The following is a 26230-nucleotide window of genomic DNA, read 5'->3' on the forward strand; positions in this document are numbered from 1 at the left end:
GATTCACCCTTTTTTATTATATCAAATATCGATACAGGAGTACCTATGAATCAGCTAAAGAAGTATATTCTCGTCAACCTTGCCATTACACTGACCCTATCCATTCTCTCCTTTTCCATTATCTATAATTATGATAAATCATCAGAAGAAATGAATATGATGCGCAGTATGAGTCTGCATCAGCAGCAGATTGAAGCGCTGATTGATGATGCGATGGGTACAGTCGAGACATTAGCGACTGTTATCGACGTCGCTCCGGATGACCAGGCTATCTTGAGCTCAATGAAGCGTATTAAAGAGCGCGATGTCCGCTATAAAAATATTTACATCGTCAACGATGAAGGTCAGGTCATTCTCTCTTCAAATAATAGAATTATGGGCAGTGCTGAACATCCCTATGCTTTCTATCGTCAGCATGCCGATACCCATCAGATAGCGATCAATTTCAATACCGAGGAACTGAGCGGTATTGATGATATCTATGTCTCCAAACTGATGACCTATAAAGACCAGCCGGTTGCAGTTGTCACTGAGATGGATATCAATACTACGATGGCTGCTATCGATGCCATTCAGGAAGCAAGAACGGTCGAGCTGGCTGATTTAAATAATAATATTATTTTTAAGTCATCACTGAATATCGAGGAAAGAATTCGCAAAACGGCTCTGCTGCAGAATGTGGACTGGAAACTGACTATTATCTCGCCGCGTCATTTGGTCGTCGAATCATTCGAGAAGTCATTTATTTTATTCTTGCTGCTGACGTTGATTGTCGCGTTAATTCAGCTCTTCAGAAATGTCTATGAGCGTCAAAAAGAAAAATTGCACCTGATTGAAGAAATCAATGCACAGAAAAAAGAACTGATCGGGATGCTCGCCGCTAATACAGCACACGAAATTAAAAATCCCCTGACATCTGTCAGAGGATTCGTGGAATTGCTCGAACTGAAATATGACAGAGAAGGTAAAAATCCGCACTTCTCTATCGTCATGAAAGAAATCGACCGTATCACAGATATTGTCGGCCAGTTTCTGCTGCTCGGTAAGCCTACTGAGCTGAATAATGAGCCGACCGATGTCGTCGCAGTAGTCAAACACACACTGAATTTCATGAAATATGACTTCGATGTGCATCAGATGCGACTCGTCAGCAGCTACCGGCATCCTGAACTCTACACGATGATGTCAGCCGATCAGCTTAAGCAGGTGCTGATTAATATACTCCAGAATGCCAAGGAAGCGATACCTGAAGAACGTAACGGCATCATCGATATTAAAGTACAGCTGCAGGATGATATTATCATCACCATCCGTGACAACGGCGTCGGTATTTCCGAACATGAATTGAAACGACTATTTGAACCTTTTTATACAACAAAAATAGCGGGCACAGGACTCGGTCTTCCTGTTACCCGCAATATGATTGAGTTAGCTGGCGGTAAGCTGGACGTTCTCAGCACTGTGAATGTCGGTACAACGTTCATCATCCGACTCCCGCTTATCCAATCATGATCCGTTCCTTAGGATAATGATATTTGACTGGTTCCGCCTTGCCTCCAAGCATAATTACAAATGAAATCAACCCGACACGCCCGATAAACATCATCGCCATGATGACCAGTTTAGAGGGCGTTGTGAGATCAGGCGTGATACCAAGCGACAAGCCGCATGTTCCAAAGGCACTCATCACTTCGAAGTAGATTTCCAGAAACTGATGCTTGCCATTTTCAAAACCGAGAATAATCGCAAGACCGATAAAACAGATTGTAATGGCAAGTACCATCACTGCGAATGCACGCTGTAAGTCAACAGGGTGAATTTCTTTATTGAACACTTGAATGGTCGTTCGTCCATTACTGAAATTAATAATAAAAAGAATCATAATGGCAAATGTCGTCGTTCTGATTCCCCCACCGACTGAGCTCGGTGATGAACCGATAAACATCAGCCCACCCATAAAAAACTGGGTCGCTTCAGTCAGTGTGCTTAGATCAATCGTCGTCAAACCCGCACTCCGAGTCGTTGATGACTGAAAGAGTGCGTAGAAGAGACTCTTATGCCATGTCAGTCCTTTAAAAGCATTCCCTACTTCAAGAAGATAGATGACTATCGTTCCGGCTACGAGAAGTGCCGCATAGGTTGTCATCGTCAGCTTAGCAAAAAGACTGAACTTAAAATTCGGTACTTTATTTAAGATATAAGTCTTAATTTCAATGATAACGGGGAAACCGATGGCGCCGAGCACGATAAGGATCATCACGATGGACTGGACGAAGTAATCGTCTGCATAAGGATTCAACGAGGCACCGGTTATATCAAGACCGCCGTTCGTTGTTGCCGCTACACTCGCGAACAGACCATGATAGAGGGCGTCTTTCACCGAATGCATATCCTTATAAAAATAGAAAGCGAGCAGCAATGCGCCGACGAGTTCGATAATCAGCAGCACTTTGACAATCTCCTTCAGCAGCTGCACCATACCTGTCATCTGCTCCTGATTATTATCGACCATGATCAGCCTGCGCTCCCGCATACCAATTCTCTTGCCGAGAATAACCCAGACGAGCGTTCCCATCGCCATAACACCCAGCCCTCCGATATTCAGGATAATCAGAATGATGATCTGCCCGAATAAGGAGTACGTGTCTGCAATAGAGACAGGTGTTAATCCTGTAACGCTGATGCCTGACACCGCCAGAAACAATGAATCGACATACGACATATGCACACCCGGCTGATGAACACCCGGTAACCTCAACATCGCAAAAGAAATGAGCATCGCAATGAGATAATAGACGACAATCCATTGCTGCGGTGTCAGTCTTCCAAAACTTTTCTTCAACGGATTCACACCTTTACTTTAGCGTCACTTTCATATGTTTCGTGTGACCTTGACTGAAGACTGTTAAGTCCAGCGTGTCACCCGGTTGATGATCATAGTAGAGTTCTTTTCTGAACTGCACCATACTGTCAATCTTTTTACCGTTAAGCTGGGTGATAATATCCTTCGTTTTCAGACCTGCTGCTTCAGCTGCTGAACCCGGCTCAATAGTTGTAATAATAATTCCCGTCGTCATATCTGCCGGAAGACCGAGCTGCGCCTTAACCGCCTCAAACTGCAGGCTAGTAATATCATCTGCTTTTAAGCCCAGTTCCGGTCTGACAATATGATGCTCCTTCTCAAGTAGCGCTGTAATTTTCTTAACATCATTACTCGGGATGGCGAAACTGATACCTTCTACATTGTCGAGAGAAATCTTCATGGCGTTGATGCCCACAAGCTCCCCTTTATCATTGACTAGAGCGCCACCTGAGTTACCCGGGTTAATCGCTGCATCTGTCTGTATAACATTCGACTCCCAGTCATAAATACCGTCTGCATCCAGATCCACAGGCACTGAACGATTCAGCCCGGAAATAATGCCTTGAGAGACGCTACCCGCAAAAGTCTGGCTGAGTGGACTGCCGATTGCAATAGCAGTCTGACCGACGATGATTTTATCACTGTCAGCGAATTTCACGTAACTGCTGATACTGCCTTTTGGTACTTTGATAACGGCAAGGTCAGTCCACATATCGCCGCCTACTACTTGCGCAGCCACTTTATTATGATCTGCAAGCGTCACCTGAATACTTGCTGCATCCTTGATCACATGAAAGTTCGTGACAATATACGCGTCCTTATCAGTCAATTTATAAATCACACCACTGCCAATGCCCACTTCCGTCGGTACTGCACTTTCATTCAGTAAGTTGTTTACTTTCTGCATATTGACCACACTGACGACGTGACTACGCGTATCCTTGACCGCCTGTTCTGTCTTCGTCAATGTCTCAGTTACCGGTCGTTCAGCAGGTTTATCAGCTCTTTTTTCCGGTTGATCCATAAAGAGATTGACGAGCATCATCAGTGCAATACCGAATAGTACGGCAGGAATCAAATAGAGCCAGCTGAATTTAGAATGTTCATTTTTATGCGGTATAATGTCCTCATCATCCACATCCGGCTGCTCTGTTACGAGAGGGACTTCATGGACAATTGTTTCTTCTACGACCGGCTCCCGGACAGCAACACTTGTATCCCCTATAACTTCCCGGTCTTTTGCAGCAGGTTCATCGATTTCAGACTCATCCATCTCAGATTCCTCGATTGATTTCTCTGCTGCCTCCGCTTCTTCTTCGTGATGTTTAAATCTTCGCTTCGGTCTGAAGTAATCCTTCTTTCTGATCGTGATTTTCGACATGCGCATCCCCTCCTCTTACTACAGTAAACTATACAGCTTAATTTCAGGGAACTTATCCTGGAACCAGCGCGTCGCAAACTCATTTTCAAATAGAAATACTTTGTTGTCGTAGCGGTCATCCACAAGAATAGAACGGCTGGAGTTCATTGCATCCGTAATCGCATCCTCGTTCTCAATCCAGCGGGCAATCTTACGACCGACCGGCTCCATTACAACGTCTACGTTATATTCGTTCTTCATACGATGCTCGAATACTTCAAACTGTAATTGTCCGACTGCGCCGAGAATAATCTGATTCGTATAAAGTGTTTTATAAAGCTGAATTGCACCTTCCTGAACCAGCTGTTCAATACCCTTATGGAAATGTTTCTGCTTCATGACGTTCTTCGCGCTGACTTTCATAAAGATTTCAGGCGTGAACTGCGGTAACTTCTCGAAATGGAACTTCTGGTTGGCACCGACGAGTGTATCGCCGATCTGATAATTACCTGAATCATATAAACCGATGATATCACCGCTGACTGCATGGTTGACAGTCTGAGTATCATCCGCCATAAATGATGTCGATCTGGAGATTTTCATCTTCTTACCTGTGCGTGTCAACGTGACATCCATACCGCGTTCAAATGAACCAGATACGATACGCATAAAGGCGATTCTATCACGGTGCGCCGGATTCATATTAGCCTGAATCTTAAAGATAAAGCCTGAGAACTGTTCTTCAAACGGGCTGACAACATCTCCTTCTTCAGTTGTACGACCAGACGGCATCGGTGCAAAGTCAACGTATGCATTCAGGAAGTTCTGGACACCGAAGTTCGCAAGTGCTGAGCCGAAGAAGACAGGGGTCAGGTCACCTGATAACAGTTTATCCTGGTCAAATGCCTCACCGGCACCGTCAACCAGCATCAGTTCTTCAATCGCTGTCTCAAACGCCACATCATTCTGAATCGGATGTTCTGTCGTCAGTTCAAAATCTTCATTCAGCTGCAGAACATTTCCCTCATCACGGAATGGCTCGATGGTCTTATGTTTACGGTCGATGATACCGAAGAATGATTGTCCCATACCGATCGGCCAGTTCATCGGATACGTCTCGATTTCGAGTGTCTTCTCAATCTCTTCCAGCAGGTCATAAGGTTCCTTGCCGACACGGTCGAGTTTATTGATAAATGTAAAAATAGGAATACCGCGCATCTTACAGACCTTAAACAGTTTCAAGGTCTGCGGCTCTATCCCTTTCGCTGCATCGATCACCATGACGGCACTATCGACAGCAAGGAGCGTACGATACGTATCCTCAGAGAAGTCTTCGTGACCAGGTGTATCGAGGATATTGATTTTATAGTTGTCATAGTCAAACTGCATCACTGAACTCGTCACCGAAATGCCACGCTCTTTCTCAACGTCCATCCAGTCACTCGTAGCAAATTTGCCGGTCTTCTTCCCCTTGACAGTCCCCGCCTCACGGATGGCACCACCGAATAATAATAATTTCTCAGTCAATGTTGTTTTACCGGCATCCGGGTGAGAGATGATGGCAAAGGTCTTTCTTGTTTCAACTTCTTGTTTTAATGTCATAATAGTCTCCTTATACTTCGCTCGTCCACTGGGCAATACGCTGCGCCAGTTCGTTCGCTTCCTGTTCATCCAATAAATTAAATAGATGTAAATAGAGGTGTTCTACAAGTGATTCACCGTACAGTTCATAATCAAACTGAATCGAGAAGAAGATGTCCGGTACACTGACCAGAAAATTCTCTTCTTTTTTATTTTCATGGATATATACTTTACACGTCAGATTTTCACCGTTACTTTGTCTGATTTTCATCTGGACCTCCAAATTTACTGTAAGCCGCTTCTATACCAATCAGGTCATCTCTGTGCGGTACTTTAACGTAATTCGCCATAATCTGATAAGGTTCGCGTCCTTTACTTGCGAGTACGACCATATCTCCCGGTTCCGCCATATCGATGGCATGCTGGATACCTGCTTTACGGTCATCGAATGATCGGAAGCGCTCATGTGTCGCGCCTGCTTCAAGTGCATCTGTCAGCTTCTTAGGATCATCGTTCGCTGGATTGTCAGGTGTGAAGATCACATAGTCTGCGCGACAGGCGATTGCACCCATCTCAGCCGTCTTCGTCAGATCACGCTCGCCCGCCATACCGACAAGGAATATCAGCTTCCCTTTGACGAAAGGCTGCACGGCGTCAATCAGCTTATTCATGCCGTCCGGCGTATGGGCGTAATCGATGATCAGGTCAATCGGCAGAGAGCGGTCCAGCACTTCCAGTCGCCCTTCAACAGGCGGCAGTGTCGGAATCGCTGAAGTAACCGTCGCAATAGAATGACCCGCTGCAAACAGGGCTGCTACTGCGGCCATAATATTATAGATATTAAAACGACCTAAATACGGACTTTCGACTTGATAGTCGCCTTCTGGTGAGTGCAGCGTGAAGGTCGTGCCGTAAATCGTCTCTTCAATATGAGTCGCCTTGAAATCTGCTGCACTGTCGATGGCATATGTCAGAATCTCACGGGATGTCACCGTTCTAAGAGTCTCAGAAAACGAGTCATCACTATTCAGCACTGCATACGACGGATGATTGCCGAGCTGACTGAAGAGAAGTGATTTCGCGTAGCCGTAATCTTTCATTGTGCCATGAAAATCAAGATGATCCTGTGTCAGATTAGTAAATATCGCGACATCAAAATCGATGCCGTTCAATCTGCCAAGCACCAGACCATGGCTCGACACTTCAAAACTCATAGCGTCTGCACCCCGTTCCAATGCTTTGACGATACTTTTCGTCAATGTCACTGTCTCAGGTGTGGAGTTAGCCCCTTTTTTCACTTCCTCGTCCAGCTGCAGACCATTCGTACCAAGATAGGCACTATGCAAATCAAGTGCGCGGTGCAGATGATGGATCATGGTCGCGACACTGGTCTTACCATTCGTGCCCGTCACACCAAACGTCTTTAACTTCGTTGCGGGATAGTCGAATATCGCCTGTGCGAAGATGCTTGCCACGCGGAGTGTATCCGTCACGATAATCTGAGCAATATCAAGATCAAGTCTGTGGTCCGTAACGACTAACTGACAGCCTTGTTCCATAACGTTCGGAATAAAGCGATGACTGTCGACCGTATACCCCTTCGATGCGACAAAGATGCTACCTGGACCTGCTGTGCGTGAATCTGTTGTAATATCAGTAACTTCTGCCGGCAGAACGCCTTCTATTTGTTTAACTTTTATCAGTTTCAGTAATGCCTCTACTTTCACAGGAAAACCTCCTTTAATTCAATTCTTTATTATACACTTTTTCGTCTGAGCAGGCTTAAAAAATTCGATATTCTCTTATTTCTCAAATATTAAGATTCATCCCTTAAATTGTAATTTTTTTGTAATTTTCTCGAAATCTTTGCCGAAAGTCATTATAATGAGATAAACTAACTAAGTACAATTATACTTCTGGAGCGTGTCTATGTTGATAAAGAATAAAAAAATCCTTATTATCACTGGTTCATTCGGTAATGGTCACTTGTCTGTGACGAACAGTATTGTCAATCAGTTCAATCAGATGGACCTGCCAAGCTTAACGCTTATACAGCATGACCTTTTTTTAGAAGCACATCCATTGATCACGTCTGCGCTAAAAAAATGGTATATCAACAGCTATAAATATTTCCGCTCAACATACAAAATGTTCTATTATTCTAATCCAGATGAAATTGATAAGTGTTTCTATAAATACTACGGTCTGAATCGTCTCATCAATATTCTGCACAATGAAAAACCTGACCTGATTCTGCTGACTTTCCCGACGCCCGTCGTATCTCTGCTCACACAGCAGCTCAAACTGAAGATTCCGATTGCGACTGTCATCACAGACTATAATATGCATAAAAACTGGATTACCCCTAATTCTCAGCGCTACTATGTGGCTGCTGAGCATACTAAAGAGCAGCTGGAGTCCATCGGCATTGAGTCAGACGCTATTCAGGTGACTGGTATTCCGATTCATCCAAAATTCGAGGTAAAGCGTGACCGGGATGAATGGCTTCAGTCTCAGGGACTTGATCCCGGCAAGAAAACCCTTCTGATGGTTGCGGGTGCGTTTGGCGTCGTAGAAGGATTCAGTGCCATGCTCGACGATATGAATCGACGTGCCGACCTTCAGTTTGTTGTGGTCTGTGGCAGCAGTAAAAAACTGCTGAAGGAACTGAGTCCATTCAATGAAGAACCGAATATCAAGATTCTCGGCTATACAAATGATATGGATGAATGGATGAATGCCTGCGATCTGATGCTGACAAAGCCAGGGGGTATTACCATCTCTGAAAGTTTAAGTCAGTCCATTCCCCTCGTCTTCTTCAATCCGGCACCTGGACAGGAAGGCGAAAACGCGATTTACTTCAGTCAGATGGGCTATGCAAGAATCACCTATACCATTGATGAGACCCTGCATGTGCTGCTGTCTTTACTGACTGATGAATATGAGCTGAACAAGATGAAGATTCAGATGTCTCGCCATTATCGCGCCCATTCATCTGAAGTCATCTGTCAGGACTTACTGGATATGCTGAATACATCCCTTCTTACACAGCAGCTCCAGTCGAAAGCCTCACTCTATGCACGAATCTTCGCAAGGTAAGTTAAGAGGGACTGATTTCTCACTGATGCTGGTTATTCTATTTCTGATGGAATTTGCCAGAGGGATGTTCATCTTGAGTTATCTGCCTATCCTGCCGACGACTGCGCTCGGTATTTCAGTCGGCGTGACTTCACTGTGCATCACGCTCCACTTCGTCAGCGATGCGCTGATGAATTTTTCGACCGGCTTTCTGCTCAGACGCTTCGGTACAAAGAAAGTGCTTAATATCTGCTTCCTGCTTGCTGTCATGTCGCTCGGACTGATTGTCATCAATCATTCTATCATCGTTTTCATGCTTGCAGCGATATTGCTCGGTATCGCCGTCTGTCCCATCTGGGTCGTTATGCTCAGCTCGGTCAACGAGGAACGTCGTGCCAAGCAGATGGGCTATGTCTACTTTGCCTGGCTCGTCGGGATGATGGCCGGCATGATCAGCATGAACTTAATATTCAAGGCGCATCCGACCCGTTATATCTTTGTTATGGGGCTCGTAGCTTTTATTGCCTGGCTGCTCTATTTCTTCGTTAAGACAGAAGTGTCGTTCATTGAGAAGAAATCCATGAAGGCTCAGTTCAATTTAATCAAGCACGTGATGACTGCCCATCTCGTACTCTTTCCCGGTATACTCTTCCAGGGCATGGCAATCGGTATGCTCGTCCCGATATTGCCGACTTATGCAGTCAATCACCTGGAAGTGACGACACTGGAATATACTTATCTGCTGATTGCAGGCGGTATCGGCTGCACGATTGCCATGCTCTTCATCTCCAAGATGATGGATCATACACCGCGTATCGTGCGTCATAGCGTAATCATCGCAGGCTTCCTCGTCTTCGGTATCAGCATCTTTATTTTAAGTCAGGTCCATCTCTTTATCGTGGCACTTGTCATGGGTCTGATGATCGGTCTGTTCTACGGCATGCTGTTACCCGGCTGGAATACATTTATCGCTGAAAACGTCCACGAAGAACAGAAAGAAGAGTCGTGGGGTGTTTTCAACAGCTTGCAAGGTATCGGTACCATGGTCGGCCCAGTGATCGGTGGTTTTGTTGCTGAACTATTTAAGGAGGTCAATATGACCTTATATTTATCGGCACTTATCTTTACCGGGCTTGCCTTGTTCTATTGTGCATTTTTCATTAAAAATCATCGTCAAGCATAAATAAAGAAGGACCGGAAACGCCTGCACAGCGTTTCCGGTCCTTCTATTGTTATTTTTATGAACCTACTTCTTTTTTGTGTTCTTCTTTCACTGTCTTAGTGGCCTGCATCGTAATTGCCTGACGGTGATGATAAATATTCGTTACAATTGTTTTTAAAACTGCGTATGTCGGTACTGCTACTAAAATAGCGACAAAACCACCTAAGTTACCTGCAGCAAGGATGACCGTAATAATCGTCAGCGGGTGAATATTCAAGGTTTTACCCATAATATTCGGTGTGATGACGTTTCCTTCCAGCTGCTGTGCTACTGTCATAATAATAATAACATAGACAACCATAAGCGGATCCTGAATCAGTGCGATAACCATTGCCGGGATGACGGCTAAATAAGGTCCAAGGAATGGTATCAAGTTAGTGACCATCCCCCACAGTGCAAGCACGAGTGCATAATCGAGACCGATGACTAAGTAACCGATTAAGAGCAGTGTCCCAAGGATAATACTGACCGTGACCTGACCTTGGATATAGCTTCTTAATGTGCGATCGATATCTGTAAATAATGTCACGACGAACTTTTTACGTCTACCTGTGAATTTTGATGCGATAAACGGAATAAACTTATCATGGTCTTTCAGCATATAGATCAGGAAGAAAGGGACAAGAATGAGCAGGAATAATGTTGAAACGAATGTCGTGACATACTGAACGCTGTTCTTCATTAAGTTACCTGCCATATCGCTGAGCTGGGAAATCGCGTCATTGATACGTGTCTTAACATCCACAGGCAATTTATCTCGCTGATCAAGTGCATAGCTGACATAACTCTGAAATTCTTTCTGAATCGTTGGGAAGTTCTGAATAAAATTGGTAATCTGCCCTGCAAGCAGTGGCCCAATGACCATGACAAATGTCGCGATAAGGACAACCATCAGTAAAATAATGATGAGCAGACTTTTCCAGCGCGGCATATTTCTCTTTTTTTCAAGAAAGTTCTGGAAAGGTACCATTATATAGTACAGAAAGCCACCGAGTACGAGTGGTAGAGCCACGGAACTGAAAATCACCACAAGCGGATAGAAGATGTGATTGATTTCAAGAAAATATTTAATGATTAAAAAGACGAGCAACATCGTTACGGCTACTCTGAACCAGACCTTGTTAAACATAGAGTCCTCCTTAATAAGTATTCAATTTATTATACTCTATTACCCCGAATTTTTTGTCTTAAATTGAAATATGATAAAATTTAGAAAAAGAAATGAGGGATAGAATGTTCACACGTGGCTTAGTAACTCCTTATGAACTGGCAAGCACATATCTTAAACGTACAGTGAAGCTCGGCATTTATTTAGCTGAGGATTATTCTGCTCTGCATGAACACGCAGTCGTTCTCGCATTTGACGGTCAGGATTTCAGTCAGCTCGGGCAGTTGCATAGACAATATCAGCGTCTTTATGACGAGAGAGAACTTCGCCGGGCTATTATCATATTTATTCATTATCCGGATATTGAGACACGTTCTAACGACTATCATCCAGAAAGTACAGGACAGAACGAGATGATTCAATTCGTGACATCTGAACTTGAACCCTTTTTGACCGAACACTTTATGGTCAGTGACGAACGGCTGGCAATGGGCGACAGCCTGTCAGCAAGTCTTGCGCTCGCCCTGTCGCTAGCTGACAACCGCTATGATCAGGCGGCGCTGTTCAGTCCCATGGTGACTGATACTACACTCCGTGCCGTTGATCAGCTGGAGCATCAAGTGCGCTATTACCAGGTCATCGGCAACGAGGAAAGTGCCTTTCAGCTGAAGAACGGTGAAACGGCAGACTTCCTTACACCTAACCGTGCCCTCCATCAAGCATTTGAAGAAAAAGGAATTGAACATGTCTATCATGAGATTGACGGTGGACATACATGGAAGACATGGAAACCTGAAATCGCTTCCGCACTGCAGTATTTTTTAACGGTGTAATTTGCTATAATAACTTTATCAGACAAAGGAGGCGTTCATATGAAGCTAGGTATCGTTATCTTCCCCACTTTAGAATTGCAGGAGAAAATCAATTCATATCGTAAACGCTATGACTCTCACTATACAGTCATTGCCCCGCATTTAACACTTAAAGAGACATTTGAAGCAAATGATATGAAGGAGGCAGCTGAGCAGATCGCTACCATCGCAGAGACAGTAGAACCTTTTGATATTCATATCAATAAAGTATCAAGCTTTGCACCTTCTAAAAATGTGATCTATTTCAAGGTTGAAAAAAATGAGGCACTTGAAAAGCTGCATGCTGCATTTGCTGGACAGTTCGGTGAGAGTGCACATCCATTCGTCCCTCACTTCACCATCGCACAGGACTTGACGAGTCAGGAATTTGAAGATATCTTCGGACAATTACAGATGACAAGCGTCAACTATAGTGAAACTATCGATAAAATCAGTTTATGTTACCAGCTCGAAAATGGTAACTGGAACGTCTTTGAGACATTTAAATTAGGTGAATAATAAATAAAAAGAAGAAGCACGAGTGATGACAGATAGCTGTCTACTCATGCTTCTTCTTTTAGCTGTTTATAAGGGAGCGGAGGAGAATTTTGCTGCTCGACTTTCCTCACTCTTATCGGACGATATGGTAGCCTGCGTCCACGTGGATATTCTCACCTGTAACTCCACTTGATAAATCAGTCAGAAGATAAGCGGCTGTACGTCCGACATCTTTAATATCTACATTACGCTTCAGCGGTGCACGTTCTTCCACTTCGTGCAGAATCGTGTTCAGTCCACCTACTCCTTTTGCGCTGAGCGTACGGATAGGGCCTGCTGAAATTGCGTTGACACGAATACCTTGCGCCCCTAAATCAAGCGCCAGGTAACGGACACTGGATTCGAGTGATGCTTTTGCAGCACCCATAACATTGTAGTTCTGAACAGCGATCTCTCCGCCTAGATAAGTCGTTGTAACGATACTGCCGTTATCAGCCATAATTTTACTTGCTTCACGTGCTGCGATGACTAATGAATATGAACTGATACTATGCGCCTTCAGGAAACCTTCACGTGATGTATCTGAGAAACGTCCGCGTAAGTCTTCTGCATCAGCAAATGCAATTGAATGATATAAGCCGTTGATCTGACCTGACTGACCGATTTCCTCGAATGCTTTCACGACTGCTGCATCATCTTCTACATCACACTGAATCAGCTTAGCTTGACTGTTATTCTTAAAGTCCGGCAGCAGTTTCACGAGTGCGTCTTTCGAGCGGTCTTTACGATAAGTGAAAATGACTTCCGCGCCTGCTTCGTCAAGCACTTGAGCCACCCCGTATCCAATACTCCGTTTATTCGCGACGCCCATGATGACAAAGCGTTGATTTTCTAAATTTAACATGTTATTCCCTCACATTCATTAATTAGTACCTACTACTAATTTATCATTATCCATTCAAAATGCAAGAAAAAATACCTCTGACAAGTCAGAGGTATTTCATCTAAAAGAGTTCAAGTTCACGTTTCAGCTGATCAACATAGTCTCTGCTGCCGGTCACGATGAGGCGGTCTTTAAAGTGCAGTTCCGTGTCACCATGCGGCACGATAGAGTTTTTGCCGCGCAGAATACGGACGAAAATAATATTGCCGCCGAACGGGAATTCCCGCAGCGTCATCTCGTGATAGCGTGTATTCAGCATCTCGATTTCATAGAGTGATGATTCTACGTTTGATAACAGACTCAGCATATTCGGTGACTCTATCATACTCTTCAGTAATGTTTTTGTACTATCAAATTCATTGAATATCTCGACCCCTGCTGCAATCAGCTCTGCATCTGCTTCTCCTTGGGTCTGACGGCAGATGACACGGGCGACGTTATGTGCTTTGGCCATAAGAGCCACTTTCACATTGATCTCACTGTCATTGGCTGAGCAGACAATGATATCATTATCGAACAGCCCCATGCGTTCAAGTATTTCAGGTGTATAGGCTTCGATTTCAATGGCTTCAAGTTCAGTGATTTCCTGTTTGTAGGCATTGTTCTCGAGATAATACAGTGTCGGATTGTACAGGTCAGAGTTGAATGTCTGTGCGACGGGTACTGACAGCTGGTTTTTACCGATAAATGCAATATTGATAGTACGTTCTTCGCTGTGTTCAACCGGGAACAGCTTCTTGAAGAAAATCGGTACGATAACACATGTGATGATCGCACTTAAAATCAACGTGCCTGACAATGTGTTTGAAATGGTCCCGAGCTGCTCAGCAAGTTTCGCTGCGACGATGACAAGGGAGAGTGTCGACGTTAACAGGAATGATGACGCAATGACCGTTTTCTTGTCGTACCATTTCATGAGCACGGTCAGTGGAATCAACTTCGTCAGGAAGAAGATAACGAACAGAACCGGAATAATCACAAGAATAGATGGATCTTTCAGTAGCTCACGAATATTCAGATCAACCCCGACCATGATGAAGAAAATCGGAATGAAGAAACCATAGCCGAATGAATCCAGCTTATGAATCATATCTTTATCCGGTCCGAGCAGGCTGACTACTACACCTGCCAGAAAGGCACCCAGGATATTCTCCGCTCCGACTCCTTCAGCCAGGGCCACGAGCAGGATGATCATAGCGAAGACTGCACGGATACCAATCTGCGTCGTCCCTTCCATCAGTCTATGAATCATCGCTGAATTTTTAAAGTAGCCCCCCATAAAATAGAAGACCGCTGTAAAGACCGCTAAAATACCGATCAACCAGATGGGTGAATCTCCTTTAGCATGCAGTGTGCCGTATACCGTCAGAAGCAGCATCGTCGCAAGGTCCGCAATGACGGCAACGAGGAGGATAATCTGTCCGATTGATGTACGGAGTAAATTCATTTCCTTCAATGTCGGCACTACAACACCAAGTGAGATGGTGGAGATAATAATGACCATTAACAGGACATCATCGATCAGACCTGTCCATTTCAGCACGTAGGCAGCTAGTGCAGATAACAGGAAGATCGCCAAAAAGATACCTGACGTCAGTCCGAGTCGGTTCGGTTCCTTACTCTTCTTATTATCCTTATCCTTTGATTTGAAGGCAGAGAAGTCTATCTCAACACCACTCAGAAACATCAGAAAGATGACACCGAGAGTGGATAAGATTTGCAGGACTTCATTGGTTTCAACGAGGTTGAGCACTGATTTACCGATCAATAGACCCATCAGTATTTCAGCAACAACGACGGGCAGAAAATTTAAGTGCAGCCGGTTAACCAGTATTGGTGTGATCAGTGCTGTCACTACAATCACAACGAGCGATAACATATGATGATGCTCCATACATACCTCCTATTTTTTAAGATCAATCTATTATATCATATTGGAATCATACCATTTAAGTCTGAAGGGAGGGGTGCCTGTACTGTTATTTCTTCAGCTGTCACCGGATGATGGAACCTCACCTGATAAGCGTGAAGTGCCTGACGGTTCAATGTCTGGTCCTGACCGTACAGTGTATCGCCGAGCAATGGATGGCCTATCGTCTTGAAATGGACCCGTATTTGATGAGTGCGGCCGGTATGTAATTTAACAAGCGCCACGGTGTGTTGACCGCTTAACAGCCTGATATAACTCGTCATAGCCGGCTTCCCGTCAGACGCCGTCTCCCTTTCGATGATGGAGTCTGCCTTCCTTCTGATGGGCAGATCAATCACACCTCGTTCAGCTAAATTGCCCTGCACTGCACAGAGATACAGCTTGTCGATAGCCGCTGTCATCCAGTGATGAACGAGCTGATGCTTCCCGAATATCACGATGCCGCTCGTCTCTCTGTCCAGACGTGTGACAATATGCGGAATCCCTGATGTTCCCTGTTCATTAAAATAATACAGCACGCGTTCAAGGAGACTATCATGCGGATGCAGCTGCGAGGGCATCGTCGAGATACCGGCCGGTTTATTCACGATGCAGAGTGCTTCATCCTCGTATAGAATATCTACGCGCCCGGCTGACGGTTCAAGACTTGCACTCGGCGTCTCAGCGGGCAGCACAACCGTGACCTTGTCGCCCCGCTTCAGTTCAGCCCGAACCGTCCGATGCTCGCCGTTAACAAGAAGAGCACCATTCTGTTTAATGGCGCTCAAGCTTTTCTTCGATATTTTCTTTTGTGCTAAAAACGTCTTTAAGAGACAAGCTGTCTCCACCTTATAATTCAGCTTCATCTTATTCACTCGCAATCATGGTTAAAATATCAACTGTAATCTGACAGTTAAAAAACACTGTCAAATCAAGGTTTATCGTTAATTCTATCAATTTATTATTTCTGATCGTTGCCCTTTTTAACATATTTCCGCCCTTTTTCTGCCCTTAAATATTTAATCAACGCAAGGTTTTTATAACTTTTTTATTGTGATGTAAGAGAAATAATACACAACCTTTATTATCTTATAGAATAAAGTTAAATTGAGTAGAATCATAATTATTAAAAAGGAAATCAAAATTAAATTTACTATATAATAAGAATCATTAAGTTTAATTATATCTCCTATCAAATGGTGCAACAGAAAGAAACAAATCATTGCTAAACCATGTATTATATACGCTGTAATCAAAGTTAGAATTTCAAGCAAGGTTTTTCTTTGGTCAGCATTATAGTTTTTAAGATTATCAATAATGAATACTATAGTTGCTAGGCTGAAACCAATAGTTATTGAAAAATAAGAAACTAAGTTTCCAGCAATATCTTTTATTAATTTATAACAATCATCAGTTAGACTTGTTACAAAATGACTCAAGATAATTGAAAAAATTACTATAGGCACTATTGATAATAGTTCTATTTTTGTAAATACATTATAAAATCTTTTAATAAATTGTTTTTTTGAATATGTTCTATCTTCATTTACGGATACAGGGGACGAAAAAGGATCATAGGTTTCCATCGTTCTCCTCCTCCAAATTTTCAATATCTACGTTGACTATTTCATTATTTACTAATTGTACTCTATTAAGTTGAGCGTCTTCATCGATTAACTCTAATAATTGGTTAAATAACTCGTCTATGTCTGGCCACCCATATATATCTTTTTCACACTCAGTTATGATATCTCTTGTCATTGTATCAGGTGAAAACACTCTTAATACGTTATCACTTAAAGTTCCATATACTTTAACGTCTGAATATCTATCATTAACAGCTAGATATTCTATAAATCCTAACATTTCTTCACTAAGTTTTTCGTGGTCAAAGTCAGACAATTGAATTTTTGCTTTAAACCTTCCAACTTCACTTTCTAGTGCTTGATCCCTAAGATCTTTTATCAATCCGTTATTATTTTGATTATTTGTCTCTAAATTTGGAGTTACTTCAATACTTTTTAATTTTTTCATTGAATTCAACTGCTGTAGGAATGGCAAAGGTACTAATAGACTTATGTCATATAAAGAGCGATGAGAATCTATGTAATAATTAGTATTTAACCTATTAAATTCTCTATAGTAGAATTTTCTTTCACCCATTACGGTAAAATAGCTTCTTATACGTGCCATAGTGATAACAGCATTTCTATCATCTTCTACATACATTAATCCATTTCTTTTATCTATGTAAAACTTTACTTTATTTACGATACCTTCATTTGCTGTAAAATTATTGGTTTCAGTAAGGTTTTCGATCTCAATACTCGTAGCTTCATATCCATGTGCAACAGTAATAAATTCACCAGCTGCAAAGTTTTCGTTATATATATCATTATAATTTTCTAAAACTATTGTTTTACTATTTAAAAATGTTTTTATCCTTTGTACTCTTTCCTTTCTAAACATCCTTTTAATACAAAAATTTATTGTATTAAAATTAAAGTAATCAGGTATAAGTTCATCTTGCTGTTCTGCATTTCTTCTTAATATTGGAGTTGTTAACTTATAAACCATTAATTTTACCCTAGCCATTCCCCTAACCTCTTTCATTACGTTGTTGCCATAATTATACTTTTTACTTTTTACAATGTATATAAGTATTTTGATATAAAAAAGACATAAAAAAAGCGGTTAATATCGGGGAATGATAGTAACCGCAACAACGTAATTTAATTATAACAGAACATATGTTCCTACATCAAATTCTAATCACTTAAATTATAGATTACTAAAGATTACTGTTACGTTGAAAATTTGAACCTTTACTTAATTAAAATACTTCATTTTCCTGTCAAGTTTGTTATAACCCTTTATATGAGTGCTATCAACTTCTTCTAGTTGAATTTTTACAAACATATTACCTTCTTTAAGATCAATGTTATAGGAAGTTATAGCTATATGAATTACATCAGTGTATTTTTTATCATAATCGTCGAAGTATGTAATACTTAATGTTAAATAAGGAATATAATGATTCTCTTCTTCATTAAAGATAAAATCATTAAACACAGCTAAATCACTTTCATTCATCTCTATTTCTTTAGTCATTCCAGAGGGAATTATTCTTACCCAGTTAATAGGAGTAGAATCTAAATTATCAAGTTTTATTGTATAGTAACCTACCGCTAAATTAACATTTAAAAATGTTTGGTTAGTTTCATTATAAAATGAATATCGGCTAACATTTAAAGAATTTATTTTTAGATTTTCTTTATTTTTAAAATATTCAGGAGCATTTATACTATGTACTGAAATCATACATTTTCTTGCATTTCCTTTTCCTACATTTTTTAGATGTAATAGTGGGAGTTGATCTAATAAATTAAAATTTTTATTGATTGTACCTTCTTTCCAAATTGTTCTGAGAAAAGTATTATGCTCTAATGGCACTTTAAAATTTACAACCATAGGTTCAAAATACATCGCTGGTCTATTTGATTTCCTATTAATATCATCACTTGCTTCATTGATTCTTTCTTGAAACTTTTGATTAGACAATTGATCTTCTCTTTTATATTTTTCTCCTTTCCTGAAAATATAATAAATAATGAATATATTCAGAATCGGAATTATTATATCTTTGAAAAAAGAGAGAGAAAATATCCTATATACATTATTAATTATTAACTCCCAGTAAAAAATAAATATCTCCATATTGGTTTATCCTCATGTAAATTCTCAATATTAACCTATAGTAATTTAATAAAATTATACGACATAAAATTAAAAAAGAAACTTAAATATTAAAAACCTCTCTAAACTTTAGAGAGGTTAATTGTATGACTTATGAAAGGAGTTACCAAACGAAGAATTGTAGGTGCCATTATCGATACGGACGCTAATTAAATTATAACATTTTTTTCTGTTGCTTGATAAAAGTATAGCAAAAACAAAAATTTCTATTTCGGGAGCTATTTCATACTTTTCAAAAGGGGAATTTAGAAAAGAAAGGGGGGCTCCGTCGGAAACGGTCCTTGATAATAAAGGGATCAAACGGACCGGGGGGATGATTTTATTTTCTCTATCTCACTTTCTGTTTCATCTTCTGCTGCTTTATTTCAAGTATTTTTGGATAATTTTTAACCTAAAAAGTATAAAAAAAGAGGCAAGCTGCCTCTTTTATAAGTTGTATAATTCAAGTTCTAATTTTAACAGCTGAAGTTTCTCTTTTCTAGTGAGTTCCCTTTTACCTGGCCACACTATAGCCCCTTTATATTTTCCTTTAGGGTCAATGCTGATCTCAGATATTTTCTTTATCTCTGTTATTGTTACTTCATGTATTTTTAAATCATTATTGTATATAACATTAGTTACTACACCACCACTATACCCACAACGATTATATAGATGTGTCTGTATGTCTTCATATACGCTCTGTGCTGTCGTTGTATCAGGTAGTGTCACTTTAAACTTAAGTCCCTTGTCGTCTACTGTCAGCTTTAAAGTTTCAGCTGTCTCTCTCCCTAATACTTTACTCCAGTCATGATTGAATAGAAGTCTCACATCATCGAAGACTGTAGCATTTAACGCGTGCTTACTAATTGTTTCTCTCTTGTTGTCTACTATATCAGACCATTCATTAAACACTATTGCATATCCCTCTAATACTAACGGTTCATTCTTTGATTGATCAGATGATGAAACAATGCTGATCTCTTCTATCTGATTGAGCTTATAGATTGTTCTAGTGTCTGTCCCGAACTGTGGATGATACCCTGTTATTATTTCTCCACTCTTAAACTCAATATTGAATGAACATTGATTAAGGTTACGATTTGCAATTTGCTCATAAACTTCCTTACTGAATGAGGTATTGACCAGCTTCGCTTCAACCTTTAATCCTTTGCCATCATTATATAGTTTAAGTGTTCCAGTTGATTGCCGAGCCAGTAGCTTACCCCAGTCGTGATTGTGCAATAGACGTACATCTTCTATCTTAGTCTGATTCAAGGCTTCTCTCAGTACTCGTTGTTTTACTCCGTCACTTGCATTTGTCCATTCGTTAAATACAATCGCATAGCCCTCAATAAACATATTGTTGTCGCTGTCTTTCCGCACTTTTACCCTATCTGATACTATGGCATGTTTCTGATTATTAAATTGCCCTGGCACTGTCCACACTCCTACCAGTTTTTAGATTCGTAATTGACTTTGAACTGTTGCTTATCAACCGCTTCTAACTTCTCTTTTAATACTCCGCTGACTTTAATTGGTGTGTCATCTTTGCCGGTGTGCGTTGCTTCCGGACTCAACATGAAATTCCATCGAGGTTGGCTGTTATGATTAAGTCTCATACTGTCCACGGATTCTTTACGTGACTGTATCTTAGCTATGCCTTTTTTAACCTTATTCAGTTCACTGAATGTTTCCGCTACGGCGTCAAGGTCTCTCAGTAGTCTTTCATATAGTACAGCATGTTCATCCTTGAGTGGCAGCATCTCATAATTAACCAGATCATAGAATAAAGCGTATTCACTTTCAGATATATCATCCGCATGCTCCAATGTGTTCTCAGTGTCTATCGCTTCCTGCTCCTTGGCCTTGAGCTTCGCTCTCAGAGTTCGCACGGCTTCATAGTCTCCCTGTGTTGTCTTATAATTGATACTACCCTGCAGGATGCTGATATCCTTATAGACCCGCTGGATAGCTTCCACTTGTTTCAGTCTATTACTTCTTTTCTCACAGAGTTCTTTGAATACCTGGTTTAAGTCCTCGTTATGATTGCTGATTGATGCTTTAGATTTATTAAATAACATGTTCATTCTCCTCTTGTTTTAATTATTTTTGTAAGTCAATTAATATACTTTTAATTTATGATATTGGGTTACGTTTAACATTCTTCTTTCGTTGTTTTATATACTTCAATCCCCAGAAAGAAAGCCAGCTGTATAAATGCTTCTTGTTTCAGCTTATAATATTTTGTTCTTCCTACACCCAGATCGCTATAAATTGTGTAATCATCCGTTTCATCATCGCTTATATAACGATTAACAATAATATATCGGTTATCACCATCTAGCTTCTCAACTGCTTCATGGATAGTACTTATATATTCATCTCGGTCTTTTAAAAGCTTTTCACGCTCAATATTCTTATAAACTGAGTTTTCAATAGTATTGAGACTTTTAGCAGTGGACGGCGGAATAAATTGAAAAGACTGCGTGACTTTAGGCATGGTCCTGACCATCTGTAACCTCAGTAACCTGTTATACTTCTTTAGTGCTTCAATTACATTTCTCTTAGTCGCTTTCTTATCTATGCTGATTTCCAGTGACTTCATACATTCACCATCTTAATAAGCTTCTTAACTTGAGAGTGTTTATTTCTAATGTACTGCTCAGAGTATCCTAGTTCTGAGGCTATTTCTTTTAAAGGCATGTTATCAATGTATCTTAACTTTATGATCTTGTTATCGAGATCTGGTAGCTTCTCAATGAACTGAATGATCTTTGTTTTTTGAGCTTCTAATACTTCTATACGCTCGTGATCTGCTCCGCTTCTTCTCTGATTTCATCAACCTGCTTAATCCGTGAAGAAAAATCATGCTTGTTGCCGAGCCTACCATTAAGCCAACTGTTCTCCTGATCTATACATATTTCTTTTCTTAAACTTAATGCTTCTAATTCTGATTTTATTTCTTGATAATCACACAGTAACTTATACATAGAAACACCCCTATATGCTAAAATTAAATCAATCACATATAGAATGATTAAAGCACTTAATGAGTTTATACGATAATGGATTCTTCCCTCTCCAGATCGTTGTATATAGCTTGTTGAAGTGCTTTTCTTCTCTGTAGCCTTAGCGGTGACATGGTTTCAACTCTCTGCTTCTTACGTTGTCGTAGCATGGTCAGTACTTTAGTATCCTGATGATCCTGGTTATTCATTTCTTCCTTGTTTCTTCTGTACCGTTCCCGCTGCTGCTTAAGTATCTTCTCTCTGTTCGCTTCTCTGTACCGTTTGTTATAGGCTTTACGGTCAAATTTCTGTTTGTCCGCTTCTTCCTTCTTTTCTATGTTCCATTCCTTTTTAGTCTGAGCTACCTGATCACTGTTTTCTTCTCTGTACCGCTTGTTGTATTCAGATACTTTCTCTTTGTTCTCTTGCTTGTACCGTTTGTTATAGTCTTTAATCTTATCCTTATTCTTTGCTCGATATCGTTTACTGGCTTCTCTGAATAGCTCTCTATTTTCTTGTCTGTACTTTTCTCTGTATGCCTGACTTTCAGTAGCTGACACCTTGAGTAACCTCCTAACTCATTTGATATATTTATACGTCCCTCAGAGCCATTCTGAGAGACGTTTTTATTTTTATGATGTTTGATATTGTTTTGATGTTTTTGTGTAAGCATGGTTAAAATCTGATTGCTGAAATAGCAATATGGCTTAATATGCACCTGACTTTATTAATCCGTAAGTCAGGTTTTACCGCTTCACACTATCCATTATTTAGAAAACGAAAATTTCCGTTATCTACTTTCAGCCAACCATAATACCGGCTTGCTTAATTGCAGAGCCGAGATATCGGCTCTTCTCACATTAATCATGAAGAGAAGAAAATATTATCCATGCTGTAATGCTGTCGTCCTGTCTTTCTTAACAGGTCCATGACGGTCATAATCTCTATATCGGTAAATAACAAGGCTCCATCTTCTTTACGCTTATACGTCTCCTCAGACAGGTTTAAATGTGCTGATATGGTCTTAGGGCTTAAATTTAGTTGTTCCCTAAGCTTAAGTAACTTATGAAGCGGTAGACGTCTCTTCTTATTCTTCATGTCTTCACTCTCCTAGTATTTATATTTGATAGCAGTCATAACGCAAAATTGCGGTATGAGGTCGTGAATCACGACCCCATCTATTTTTAATGAAGTCCTGTTTTAGGACCCCGTTCACGTACCTGGTGCAAGAATTGCTTGCATCAGATTATAAGCAATCAATGCTGTTAATGATGAAAGGGAGTAGCAGAACACGACTCCCTTTATCTATTGTTACCTCGTCTTCATTCTCCTAGTCTCAGAGTTGCTTAGTCCAGGTATTTAGAACGGTGGATTATTGAGATCATACCCTGGTTGCTTAGATACTTCCTTAACAGTCGGATGCGCTACAGCTGTAAACTTCCCTTTAGTTCGGTGATCCTCTCCCTTTAGCTCCAAGGCTGTGCCGTTTTCCATCATTCTTGAAAATATCCGCTTCCAATCCTTATCAGCAGTTAACTCCTGGTGTGTGAGGTTGGTTGTGAAAATACTGTGCTTCCCTAACCTGGATTGAATGAATGTGAGTAATACCGCCATCATGGTGCTGTGTCTCGCTGAGGCGCCCACATCATCGAATATCACTAAATCGGCAGTTCTTATATAGGTGGTCATCCGTTCCTGGTAGTTCGCCTTAGAGAGCTCGCTGTTACTGTTCCAGCTCATTGATATATTATTGAGTAACTGGTTAACATCCACGTACATGATTTTATACTGAGTCTTTAACTCGTTCATGATACAAGCTGACAGCATCGATTTACCCAATCCAGTATCTCCATATAGGAAAAGTGATTGTGGATTGTAAGGATCATAATTGGAAGCGTAACGCTCACATATCCGCTTTACTTTACTGTTCGTCTCGTTGGTAGGTACATAATCATCAAAACTCACATTTTGAAATTTAGGCGGTATAAATGGCAGCGACTTTCTGTAATAGCGTTCATGCTTAATCACTTCATAGCGTTCTTGTGATTTCTTCGCTGCTTGATTGACGTTACAGTTACAACCGAGCTTCCAAGTATAACCACCCTCATGCGTGATATCCTGAACCTTTGAAAAGCACCCAGGGCATATATAAGGCTCACTCTCTGAAACAATCGGAGAAAACTTATAATTTGATATATTCAAGTTCTTTAATGATTCGGTAATAGTTGTAGTCATACTTCTAGCCTCCTCTTCTTAATCATCTTTAAAATGGCAGATTGTGTTCATCCGGCTCTATAAGCTCCATATTCTCGTATGGTGATTGAGATTGAGTCTTGGTCTGTTGATTGCTATAGGCTCTTTTCTGTTCTTTATGAGCTTCGTACTGTCTGACCGCTTCTATTGTCGTCAGCTGATTCTTTCGCCAGTCCTTAAGCAACCAGTCTATGAAGCGGTAGTTATGATTATTAAGTAGTGCTGATTTCTCTATAGCAAATTTCATATACTCATGACCGTAATCGTCAAAGTCCTGACCAATCTTCTGCATGGTGATCTGTGACGGGTTCATTTCTATGTTCTGTTGGTAGATATTAAGAATATTTTTAAATGAGTTGTCGCTGTCGCTTACAACTTCTTTTAATGTATTTAATTCTTTTAATTCTTTAGTCGTGTTCAGTTTATTGTCTTTTATTTGTTCACTTTGGTGTTCAATCTGTTGTTCATTATGATGTTCATTTTGTTGTTTTTTTTCTTTATTAAAAGTCTGATAATCATTGTAGTTATGCACTTTAATCGTTGTCCCGTTTTTTGTCTTTATTGTTGTTATCATTTCATCAACTTCTAATAACTCTAAAAACTTTCTAACTGTATTTCTTGATACGTGCCATCGTTCTGACAATTTTAATTCTGAGGTATGGAAAGACCCTCTTTTAATCAAAGTTATCTTTCCGCCAATCATTTTTTTCTTATCCGTATGATTAGTAAGTAATATAATATCTATCCACCACTGGAACTTTTTCGGATCTTCCCAAATCCAATGTTCTCTTATTTTTCTGTGTAAGAGAAAATAACCGGAGTTATCCATGATCACTCCTCACTTTCAAATTCATTTAATAGAGAGCTGACACGTTTTTGACACGCATCAGCTATGAGATATCTTTTTATACAAGTGAAAATCTGTTAAAATACAAGTAGTTATTTAAGGAATAACTCGACTCTATTCAGCAGTTTGGACGCTCTGAGTAGGGTCTTTTTTTATAGCCTGGCTTACTTGCTGATTCTCTTTAACGAGATTGTTCACGTGGCTTTTAACTGTGTGTAATATCGATAAAGTGACTAAGTGCGGTCTTCTAGCTTCCTTAAGCATTTCCTGACGCCATCTGTCCGCTTCACCATAATGCTCGATAGCATATTCTAACTTTGTCAGTTCTTCACTAACATACTGCTGTAATGCTATAACATGCTCGTTTACCTCTGAAATTCTAAGCTCCATATCATCTGTTAAACCATTTAACTCAATCATTTTTAAGTTCTCCTTTATCACGTGCCTCTGTGAGAAACTTATCTAAGTTCACGTAAACTTCTTTTAACTCTTCCTGGTACTTTTCCATCAAATAAAACTGCTGATCCAGTTTGATACGTTGCTCCGAATAACTGCGAGCGTGCATATCTCTACATTCAGCATCCATTGATGTATATGAGTAGTAATCTTCCATAAACCAATTATTTAACTGTCCCAGGTCTGCTAAACGTTCTTGAATGATGCTCAGTTTGTTAACTTCATTATCAAGATTAAAAAATAATGATTGCTTCATCTATTGGACCTCCGGAAGTTTATTGATCAGGCTTAGATCCATTTCACAACAAGTAAGATAACCACCTGTAAAATCTGGTAGAAGCTCTTTCATTGTTTCAGGCGGAAGATTAGCGATTAACTTACCTTTCTTGTAAAGATTGAACCAACCGATGACACTCTTTTTAATAACAACTTGTGTTTTCATATCCATTCTCCTTTTATTGGTTTTAAATAATGCTGAGCCGTACTAAACATTTATTAGTTGAGATTCAATGATT

At 40.5% G+C, this 26230-nt stretch carries 29 protein-coding genes; 5 read left to right on the top strand and 24 right to left on the bottom strand.

Annotated elements, in window-relative coordinates; all coding sequences use genetic code 11:
- The first annotated feature begins 45 nt into the window (after positions 1 to 45).
- Positions 46 to 1512 (top strand): ATP-binding protein, encoded by a 1467-nt coding sequence (locus tag ERX37_RS04750; RefSeq protein WP_133429491.1) that lies wholly within the window; start codon positions 46 to 48, stop codon positions 1510 to 1512.
- Here the strand turns inward: ERX37_RS04750 and ERX37_RS04755 are convergent.
- Genes ERX37_RS04755 through ERX37_RS04775 form a run of 5 tightly spaced genes read right to left on the bottom strand, consistent with a single transcriptional unit; the run spans position 1499 to position 7531 of the window.
- The gene (locus ERX37_RS04755; RefSeq protein WP_229713081.1) at positions 1499 to 2851 is read right to left on the bottom strand and encodes a TrkH family potassium uptake protein; all 1353 of its coding nucleotides are present in this window, start codon (positions 2849 to 2851) and stop codon (positions 1499 to 1501) included. The two genes, ERX37_RS04750 and ERX37_RS04755, sit on opposite strands and share 14 nt — an antisense overlap.
- A 4-nt stretch (positions 2852 to 2855) precedes the next feature.
- Positions 2856 to 4244 carry a S1C family serine protease gene (locus ERX37_RS04760; protein WP_165981963.1) on the bottom strand — a complete coding sequence of 463 codons (1389 nt, stop codon included), beginning with the start codon at positions 4242 to 4244 and terminating at the stop codon, positions 2856 to 2858.
- Positions 4245 to 4262: 18 nt separating this feature from the next.
- Entirely contained in the window at positions 4263 to 5825 is a 1563-nt protein-coding gene (locus ERX37_RS04765; protein WP_133429493.1) for a peptide chain release factor 3, read from the bottom strand.
- Positions 5826 to 5835: 10 nt separating this feature from the next.
- Positions 5836 to 6075 carry a YueH family protein gene (locus tag ERX37_RS04770; RefSeq protein WP_133429494.1) on the bottom strand — a complete coding sequence of 80 codons (240 nt, stop codon included), beginning with the start codon at positions 6073 to 6075 and terminating at the stop codon, positions 5836 to 5838.
- Complete coding sequence (locus tag ERX37_RS04775; protein WP_133429495.1) at positions 6056 to 7531, bottom strand: UDP-N-acetylmuramoyl-L-alanyl-D-glutamate--L-lysine ligase; 1476 nt, start codon at positions 7529 to 7531, stop codon at positions 6056 to 6058. The genes ERX37_RS04770 and ERX37_RS04775 overlap by 20 nt, the downstream gene beginning before the upstream one ends.
- A 202-nt stretch (positions 7532 to 7733) precedes the next feature.
- Between ERX37_RS04775 and ERX37_RS04780 the strand changes: the two genes are divergently transcribed.
- Together ERX37_RS04780 and ltaA are read left to right on the top strand one after the other, a co-directional pair.
- A complete protein-coding gene (locus ERX37_RS04780; RefSeq protein WP_133429496.1) occupies positions 7734 to 8903 on the top strand; it encodes a diglucosyl diacylglycerol synthase in 1170 nt (389 codons plus the stop codon).
- Positions 8881 to 10065, top strand: a complete 1185-nt coding sequence (gene ltaA / locus ERX37_RS04785; protein WP_133429497.1) for a lipoteichoic acid biosynthesis MFS flippase LtaA — start codon at positions 8881 to 8883, stop codon at positions 10063 to 10065. The genes ERX37_RS04780 and ltaA overlap by 23 nt, the downstream gene beginning before the upstream one ends.
- A 55-nt stretch (positions 10066 to 10120) precedes the next feature.
- Here ltaA and ERX37_RS04790 read toward each other — a convergent pair whose 3' ends face one another.
- Positions 10121 to 11233 (bottom strand): AI-2E family transporter, encoded by a 1113-nt coding sequence (locus ERX37_RS04790; protein ID WP_133429498.1) that lies wholly within the window; start codon positions 11231 to 11233, stop codon positions 10121 to 10123.
- A gap of 104 nt (positions 11234 to 11337) precedes the next feature.
- On the opposite strand from ERX37_RS04790, the gene ERX37_RS04795 reads away from it, so the two are divergent.
- On the top strand, positions 11338 to 12045 hold the full coding sequence (locus ERX37_RS04795) for an alpha/beta hydrolase (protein ID WP_165981964.1): 708 nt from the start codon (positions 11338 to 11340) through the stop codon (positions 12043 to 12045).
- Positions 12046 to 12084: 39 nt separating this feature from the next.
- Positions 12085 to 12582: a 2'-5' RNA ligase family protein gene (locus tag ERX37_RS04800; RefSeq protein WP_133429500.1), complete on the top strand. Its 498-nt coding sequence runs from the start codon at positions 12085 to 12087 to the stop codon at positions 12580 to 12582.
- Between the two features lie 112 nt (positions 12583 to 12694).
- Here ERX37_RS04800 and fabI read toward each other — a convergent pair whose 3' ends face one another.
- From fabI to ERX37_RS04890, 18 genes are all read right to left on the bottom strand, one after another.
- The gene (fabI, locus tag ERX37_RS04805) at positions 12695 to 13465 is read right to left on the bottom strand and encodes an enoyl-ACP reductase FabI (RefSeq protein WP_133429501.1); all 771 of its coding nucleotides are present in this window, start codon (positions 13463 to 13465) and stop codon (positions 12695 to 12697) included.
- 100 nt (positions 13466 to 13565) lie between these two features.
- Complete coding sequence (locus ERX37_RS04810; RefSeq protein WP_133429502.1) at positions 13566 to 15398, bottom strand: monovalent cation:proton antiporter family protein; 1833 nt, start codon at positions 15396 to 15398, stop codon at positions 13566 to 13568.
- Positions 15399 to 15433: 35 nt separating this feature from the next.
- Positions 15434 to 16279 (bottom strand): RluA family pseudouridine synthase, encoded by an 846-nt coding sequence (locus ERX37_RS04815; protein ID WP_133429503.1) that lies wholly within the window; start codon positions 16277 to 16279, stop codon positions 15434 to 15436.
- 171 nt (positions 16280 to 16450) lie between these two features.
- A complete protein-coding gene (locus tag ERX37_RS04820; RefSeq protein ID WP_133429504.1) occupies positions 16451 to 16999 on the bottom strand; it encodes a hypothetical protein in 549 nt (182 codons plus the stop codon).
- Positions 16986 to 18008 carry a hypothetical protein gene (locus ERX37_RS04825; RefSeq protein ID WP_133429505.1) on the bottom strand — a complete coding sequence of 341 codons (1023 nt, stop codon included), beginning with the start codon at positions 18006 to 18008 and terminating at the stop codon, positions 16986 to 16988. The genes ERX37_RS04820 and ERX37_RS04825 overlap by 14 nt, the downstream gene beginning before the upstream one ends.
- Positions 18009 to 18242: 234 nt before the next feature.
- Positions 18243 to 19130: a hypothetical protein gene (locus ERX37_RS04830; protein WP_133429506.1), complete on the bottom strand. Its 888-nt coding sequence runs from the start codon at positions 19128 to 19130 to the stop codon at positions 18243 to 18245.
- A 465-nt stretch (positions 19131 to 19595) separates the two neighbouring features.
- Positions 19596 to 20588 (bottom strand): HK97 family phage prohead protease, encoded by a 993-nt coding sequence (locus ERX37_RS04835; RefSeq protein WP_133429507.1) that lies wholly within the window; start codon positions 20586 to 20588, stop codon positions 19596 to 19598.
- 11 nt (positions 20589 to 20599) lie between these two features.
- Positions 20600 to 21232 carry a hypothetical protein gene (locus ERX37_RS04840; RefSeq protein ID WP_133429508.1) on the bottom strand — a complete coding sequence of 211 codons (633 nt, stop codon included), beginning with the start codon at positions 21230 to 21232 and terminating at the stop codon, positions 20600 to 20602.
- Between the two features lie 74 nt (positions 21233 to 21306).
- Positions 21307 to 21756, bottom strand: a complete 450-nt coding sequence (locus tag ERX37_RS04845; protein ID WP_133429509.1) for an ArpU family phage packaging/lysis transcriptional regulator — start codon at positions 21754 to 21756, stop codon at positions 21307 to 21309.
- A complete protein-coding gene (locus ERX37_RS11770) occupies positions 21753 to 21953 on the bottom strand; it encodes a sigma factor-like helix-turn-helix DNA-binding protein (protein WP_133429680.1) in 201 nt (66 codons plus the stop codon). Before ERX37_RS11770 ends, ERX37_RS04845 begins: the two co-directional genes overlap by 4 nt.
- Positions 21950 to 22141: a hypothetical protein gene (locus tag ERX37_RS04855; RefSeq protein ID WP_133429510.1), complete on the bottom strand. Its 192-nt coding sequence runs from the start codon at positions 22139 to 22141 to the stop codon at positions 21950 to 21952. Before ERX37_RS04855 ends, ERX37_RS11770 begins: the two co-directional genes overlap by 4 nt.
- A gap of 65 nt (positions 22142 to 22206) precedes the next feature.
- Positions 22207 to 22719 (bottom strand): hypothetical protein, encoded by a 513-nt coding sequence (locus tag ERX37_RS04860; protein ID WP_133429511.1) that lies wholly within the window; start codon positions 22717 to 22719, stop codon positions 22207 to 22209.
- 304 nt (positions 22720 to 23023) lie between these two features.
- Entirely contained in the window at positions 23024 to 23257 is a 234-nt protein-coding gene (locus ERX37_RS04865; RefSeq protein ID WP_133429512.1) for a hypothetical protein, read from the bottom strand.
- A 261-nt stretch (positions 23258 to 23518) separates the two neighbouring features.
- Positions 23519 to 24394, bottom strand: a complete 876-nt coding sequence (locus tag ERX37_RS04870) for an ATP-binding protein (protein ID WP_133429513.1) — start codon at positions 24392 to 24394, stop codon at positions 23519 to 23521.
- Between the two features lie 28 nt (positions 24395 to 24422).
- On the bottom strand, positions 24423 to 24986 hold the full coding sequence (locus ERX37_RS04875) for a DnaD domain-containing protein (protein ID WP_133429514.1): 564 nt from the start codon (positions 24984 to 24986) through the stop codon (positions 24423 to 24425).
- Positions 24987 to 25373: 387 nt separating this feature from the next.
- Positions 25374 to 25679, bottom strand: a complete 306-nt coding sequence (locus tag ERX37_RS04880; protein ID WP_133429515.1) for a hypothetical protein — start codon at positions 25677 to 25679, stop codon at positions 25374 to 25376.
- Positions 25672 to 25971, bottom strand: coding sequence for a type II toxin-antitoxin system toxin TscT (locus tag ERX37_RS04885; RefSeq protein ID WP_133429516.1), 300 nt, complete (start codon positions 25969 to 25971; stop codon positions 25672 to 25674). Before ERX37_RS04885 ends, ERX37_RS04880 begins: the two co-directional genes overlap by 8 nt.
- Positions 25972 to 26157 (bottom strand): hypothetical protein, encoded by a 186-nt coding sequence (locus tag ERX37_RS04890; protein ID WP_133429517.1) that lies wholly within the window; start codon positions 26155 to 26157, stop codon positions 25972 to 25974.
- Positions 26158 to 26230 lie beyond the last annotated feature (73 nt).

The organism is Macrococcus hajekii, from assembly GCF_004359505.1.
In the GTDB taxonomy this organism is placed as follows: domain Bacteria; phylum Bacillota; class Bacilli; order Staphylococcales; family Staphylococcaceae; genus Macrococcus; species Macrococcus hajekii.

Coding starts and splice junctions, on each gene's coding strand:
- ERX37_RS04845 (WP_133429509.1), bottom strand. CDS start 21,756: ATGAAGTCACTGGAAATCAGCATAGATAAGAAAGCGACTAAGAGAAAT.
- ERX37_RS04810 (WP_133429502.1), bottom strand. CDS start 15,398: ATGGAGCATCATCATATGTTATCGCTCGTTGTGATTGTAGTGACAGCA.
- ERX37_RS04790 (WP_133429498.1), bottom strand. CDS start 11,233: ATGTTTAACAAGGTCTGGTTCAGAGTAGCCGTAACGATGTTGCTCGTC.
- ERX37_RS04765 (WP_133429493.1), bottom strand. CDS start 5,825: ATGACATTAAAACAAGAAGTTGAAACAAGAAAGACCTTTGCCATCATC.
- ERX37_RS04820 (WP_133429504.1), bottom strand. CDS start 16,999: ATGGAAACCTATGATCCTTTTTCGTCCCCTGTATCCGTAAATGAAGAT.
- ERX37_RS04780 (WP_133429496.1), top strand. CDS start 7,734: ATGTTGATAAAGAATAAAAAAATCCTTATTATCACTGGTTCATTCGGT.
- ERX37_RS04770 (WP_133429494.1), bottom strand. CDS start 6,075: ATGAAAATCAGACAAAGTAACGGTGAAAATCTGACGTGTAAAGTATAT.
- ERX37_RS04800 (WP_133429500.1), top strand. CDS start 12,085: ATGAAGCTAGGTATCGTTATCTTCCCCACTTTAGAATTGCAGGAGAAA.
- ERX37_RS04815 (WP_133429503.1), bottom strand. CDS start 16,279: ATGAAGCTGAATTATAAGGTGGAGACAGCTTGTCTCTTAAAGACGTTT.
- ERX37_RS04750 (WP_133429491.1), top strand. CDS start 46: ATGAATCAGCTAAAGAAGTATATTCTCGTCAACCTTGCCATTACACTG.
- ERX37_RS04890 (WP_133429517.1), bottom strand. CDS start 26,157: ATGAAAACACAAGTTGTTATTAAAAAGAGTGTCATCGGTTGGTTCAAT.
- ERX37_RS04840 (WP_133429508.1), bottom strand. CDS start 21,232: ATGTTATTTAATAAATCTAAAGCATCAATCAGCAATCATAACGAGGAC.
- fabI (WP_133429501.1), bottom strand. CDS start 13,465: ATGTTAAATTTAGAAAATCAACGCTTTGTCATCATGGGCGTCGCGAAT.
- ERX37_RS04875 (WP_133429514.1), bottom strand. CDS start 24,986: ATGATAACAACAATAAAGACAAAAAACGGGACAACGATTAAAGTGCAT.
- ERX37_RS04830 (WP_133429506.1), bottom strand. CDS start 19,130: ATGGAGATATTTATTTTTTACTGGGAGTTAATAATTAATAATGTATAT.
- ERX37_RS04760 (WP_165981963.1), bottom strand. CDS start 4,244: ATGTCGAAAATCACGATCAGAAAGAAGGATTACTTCAGACCGAAGCGA.
- ERX37_RS04795 (WP_165981964.1), top strand. CDS start 11,338: ATGTTCACACGTGGCTTAGTAACTCCTTATGAACTGGCAAGCACATAT.
- ERX37_RS04870 (WP_133429513.1), bottom strand. CDS start 24,394: ATGACTACAACTATTACCGAATCATTAAAGAACTTGAATATATCAAAT.
- ltaA (WP_133429497.1), top strand. CDS start 8,881: ATGCACGAATCTTCGCAAGGTAAGTTAAGAGGGACTGATTTCTCACTG.
- ERX37_RS04885 (WP_133429516.1), bottom strand. CDS start 25,971: ATGAAGCAATCATTATTTTTTAATCTTGATAATGAAGTTAACAAACTG.
- ERX37_RS04865 (WP_133429512.1), bottom strand. CDS start 23,257: ATGAAGAATAAGAAGAGACGTCTACCGCTTCATAAGTTACTTAAGCTT.
- ERX37_RS04825 (WP_133429505.1), bottom strand. CDS start 18,008: ATGGCTAGGGTAAAATTAATGGTTTATAAGTTAACAACTCCAATATTA.
- ERX37_RS04880 (WP_133429515.1), bottom strand. CDS start 25,679: ATGATTGAGTTAAATGGTTTAACAGATGATATGGAGCTTAGAATTTCA.
- ERX37_RS04855 (WP_133429510.1), bottom strand. CDS start 22,141: ATGTATAAGTTACTGTGTGATTATCAAGAAATAAAATCAGAATTAGAA.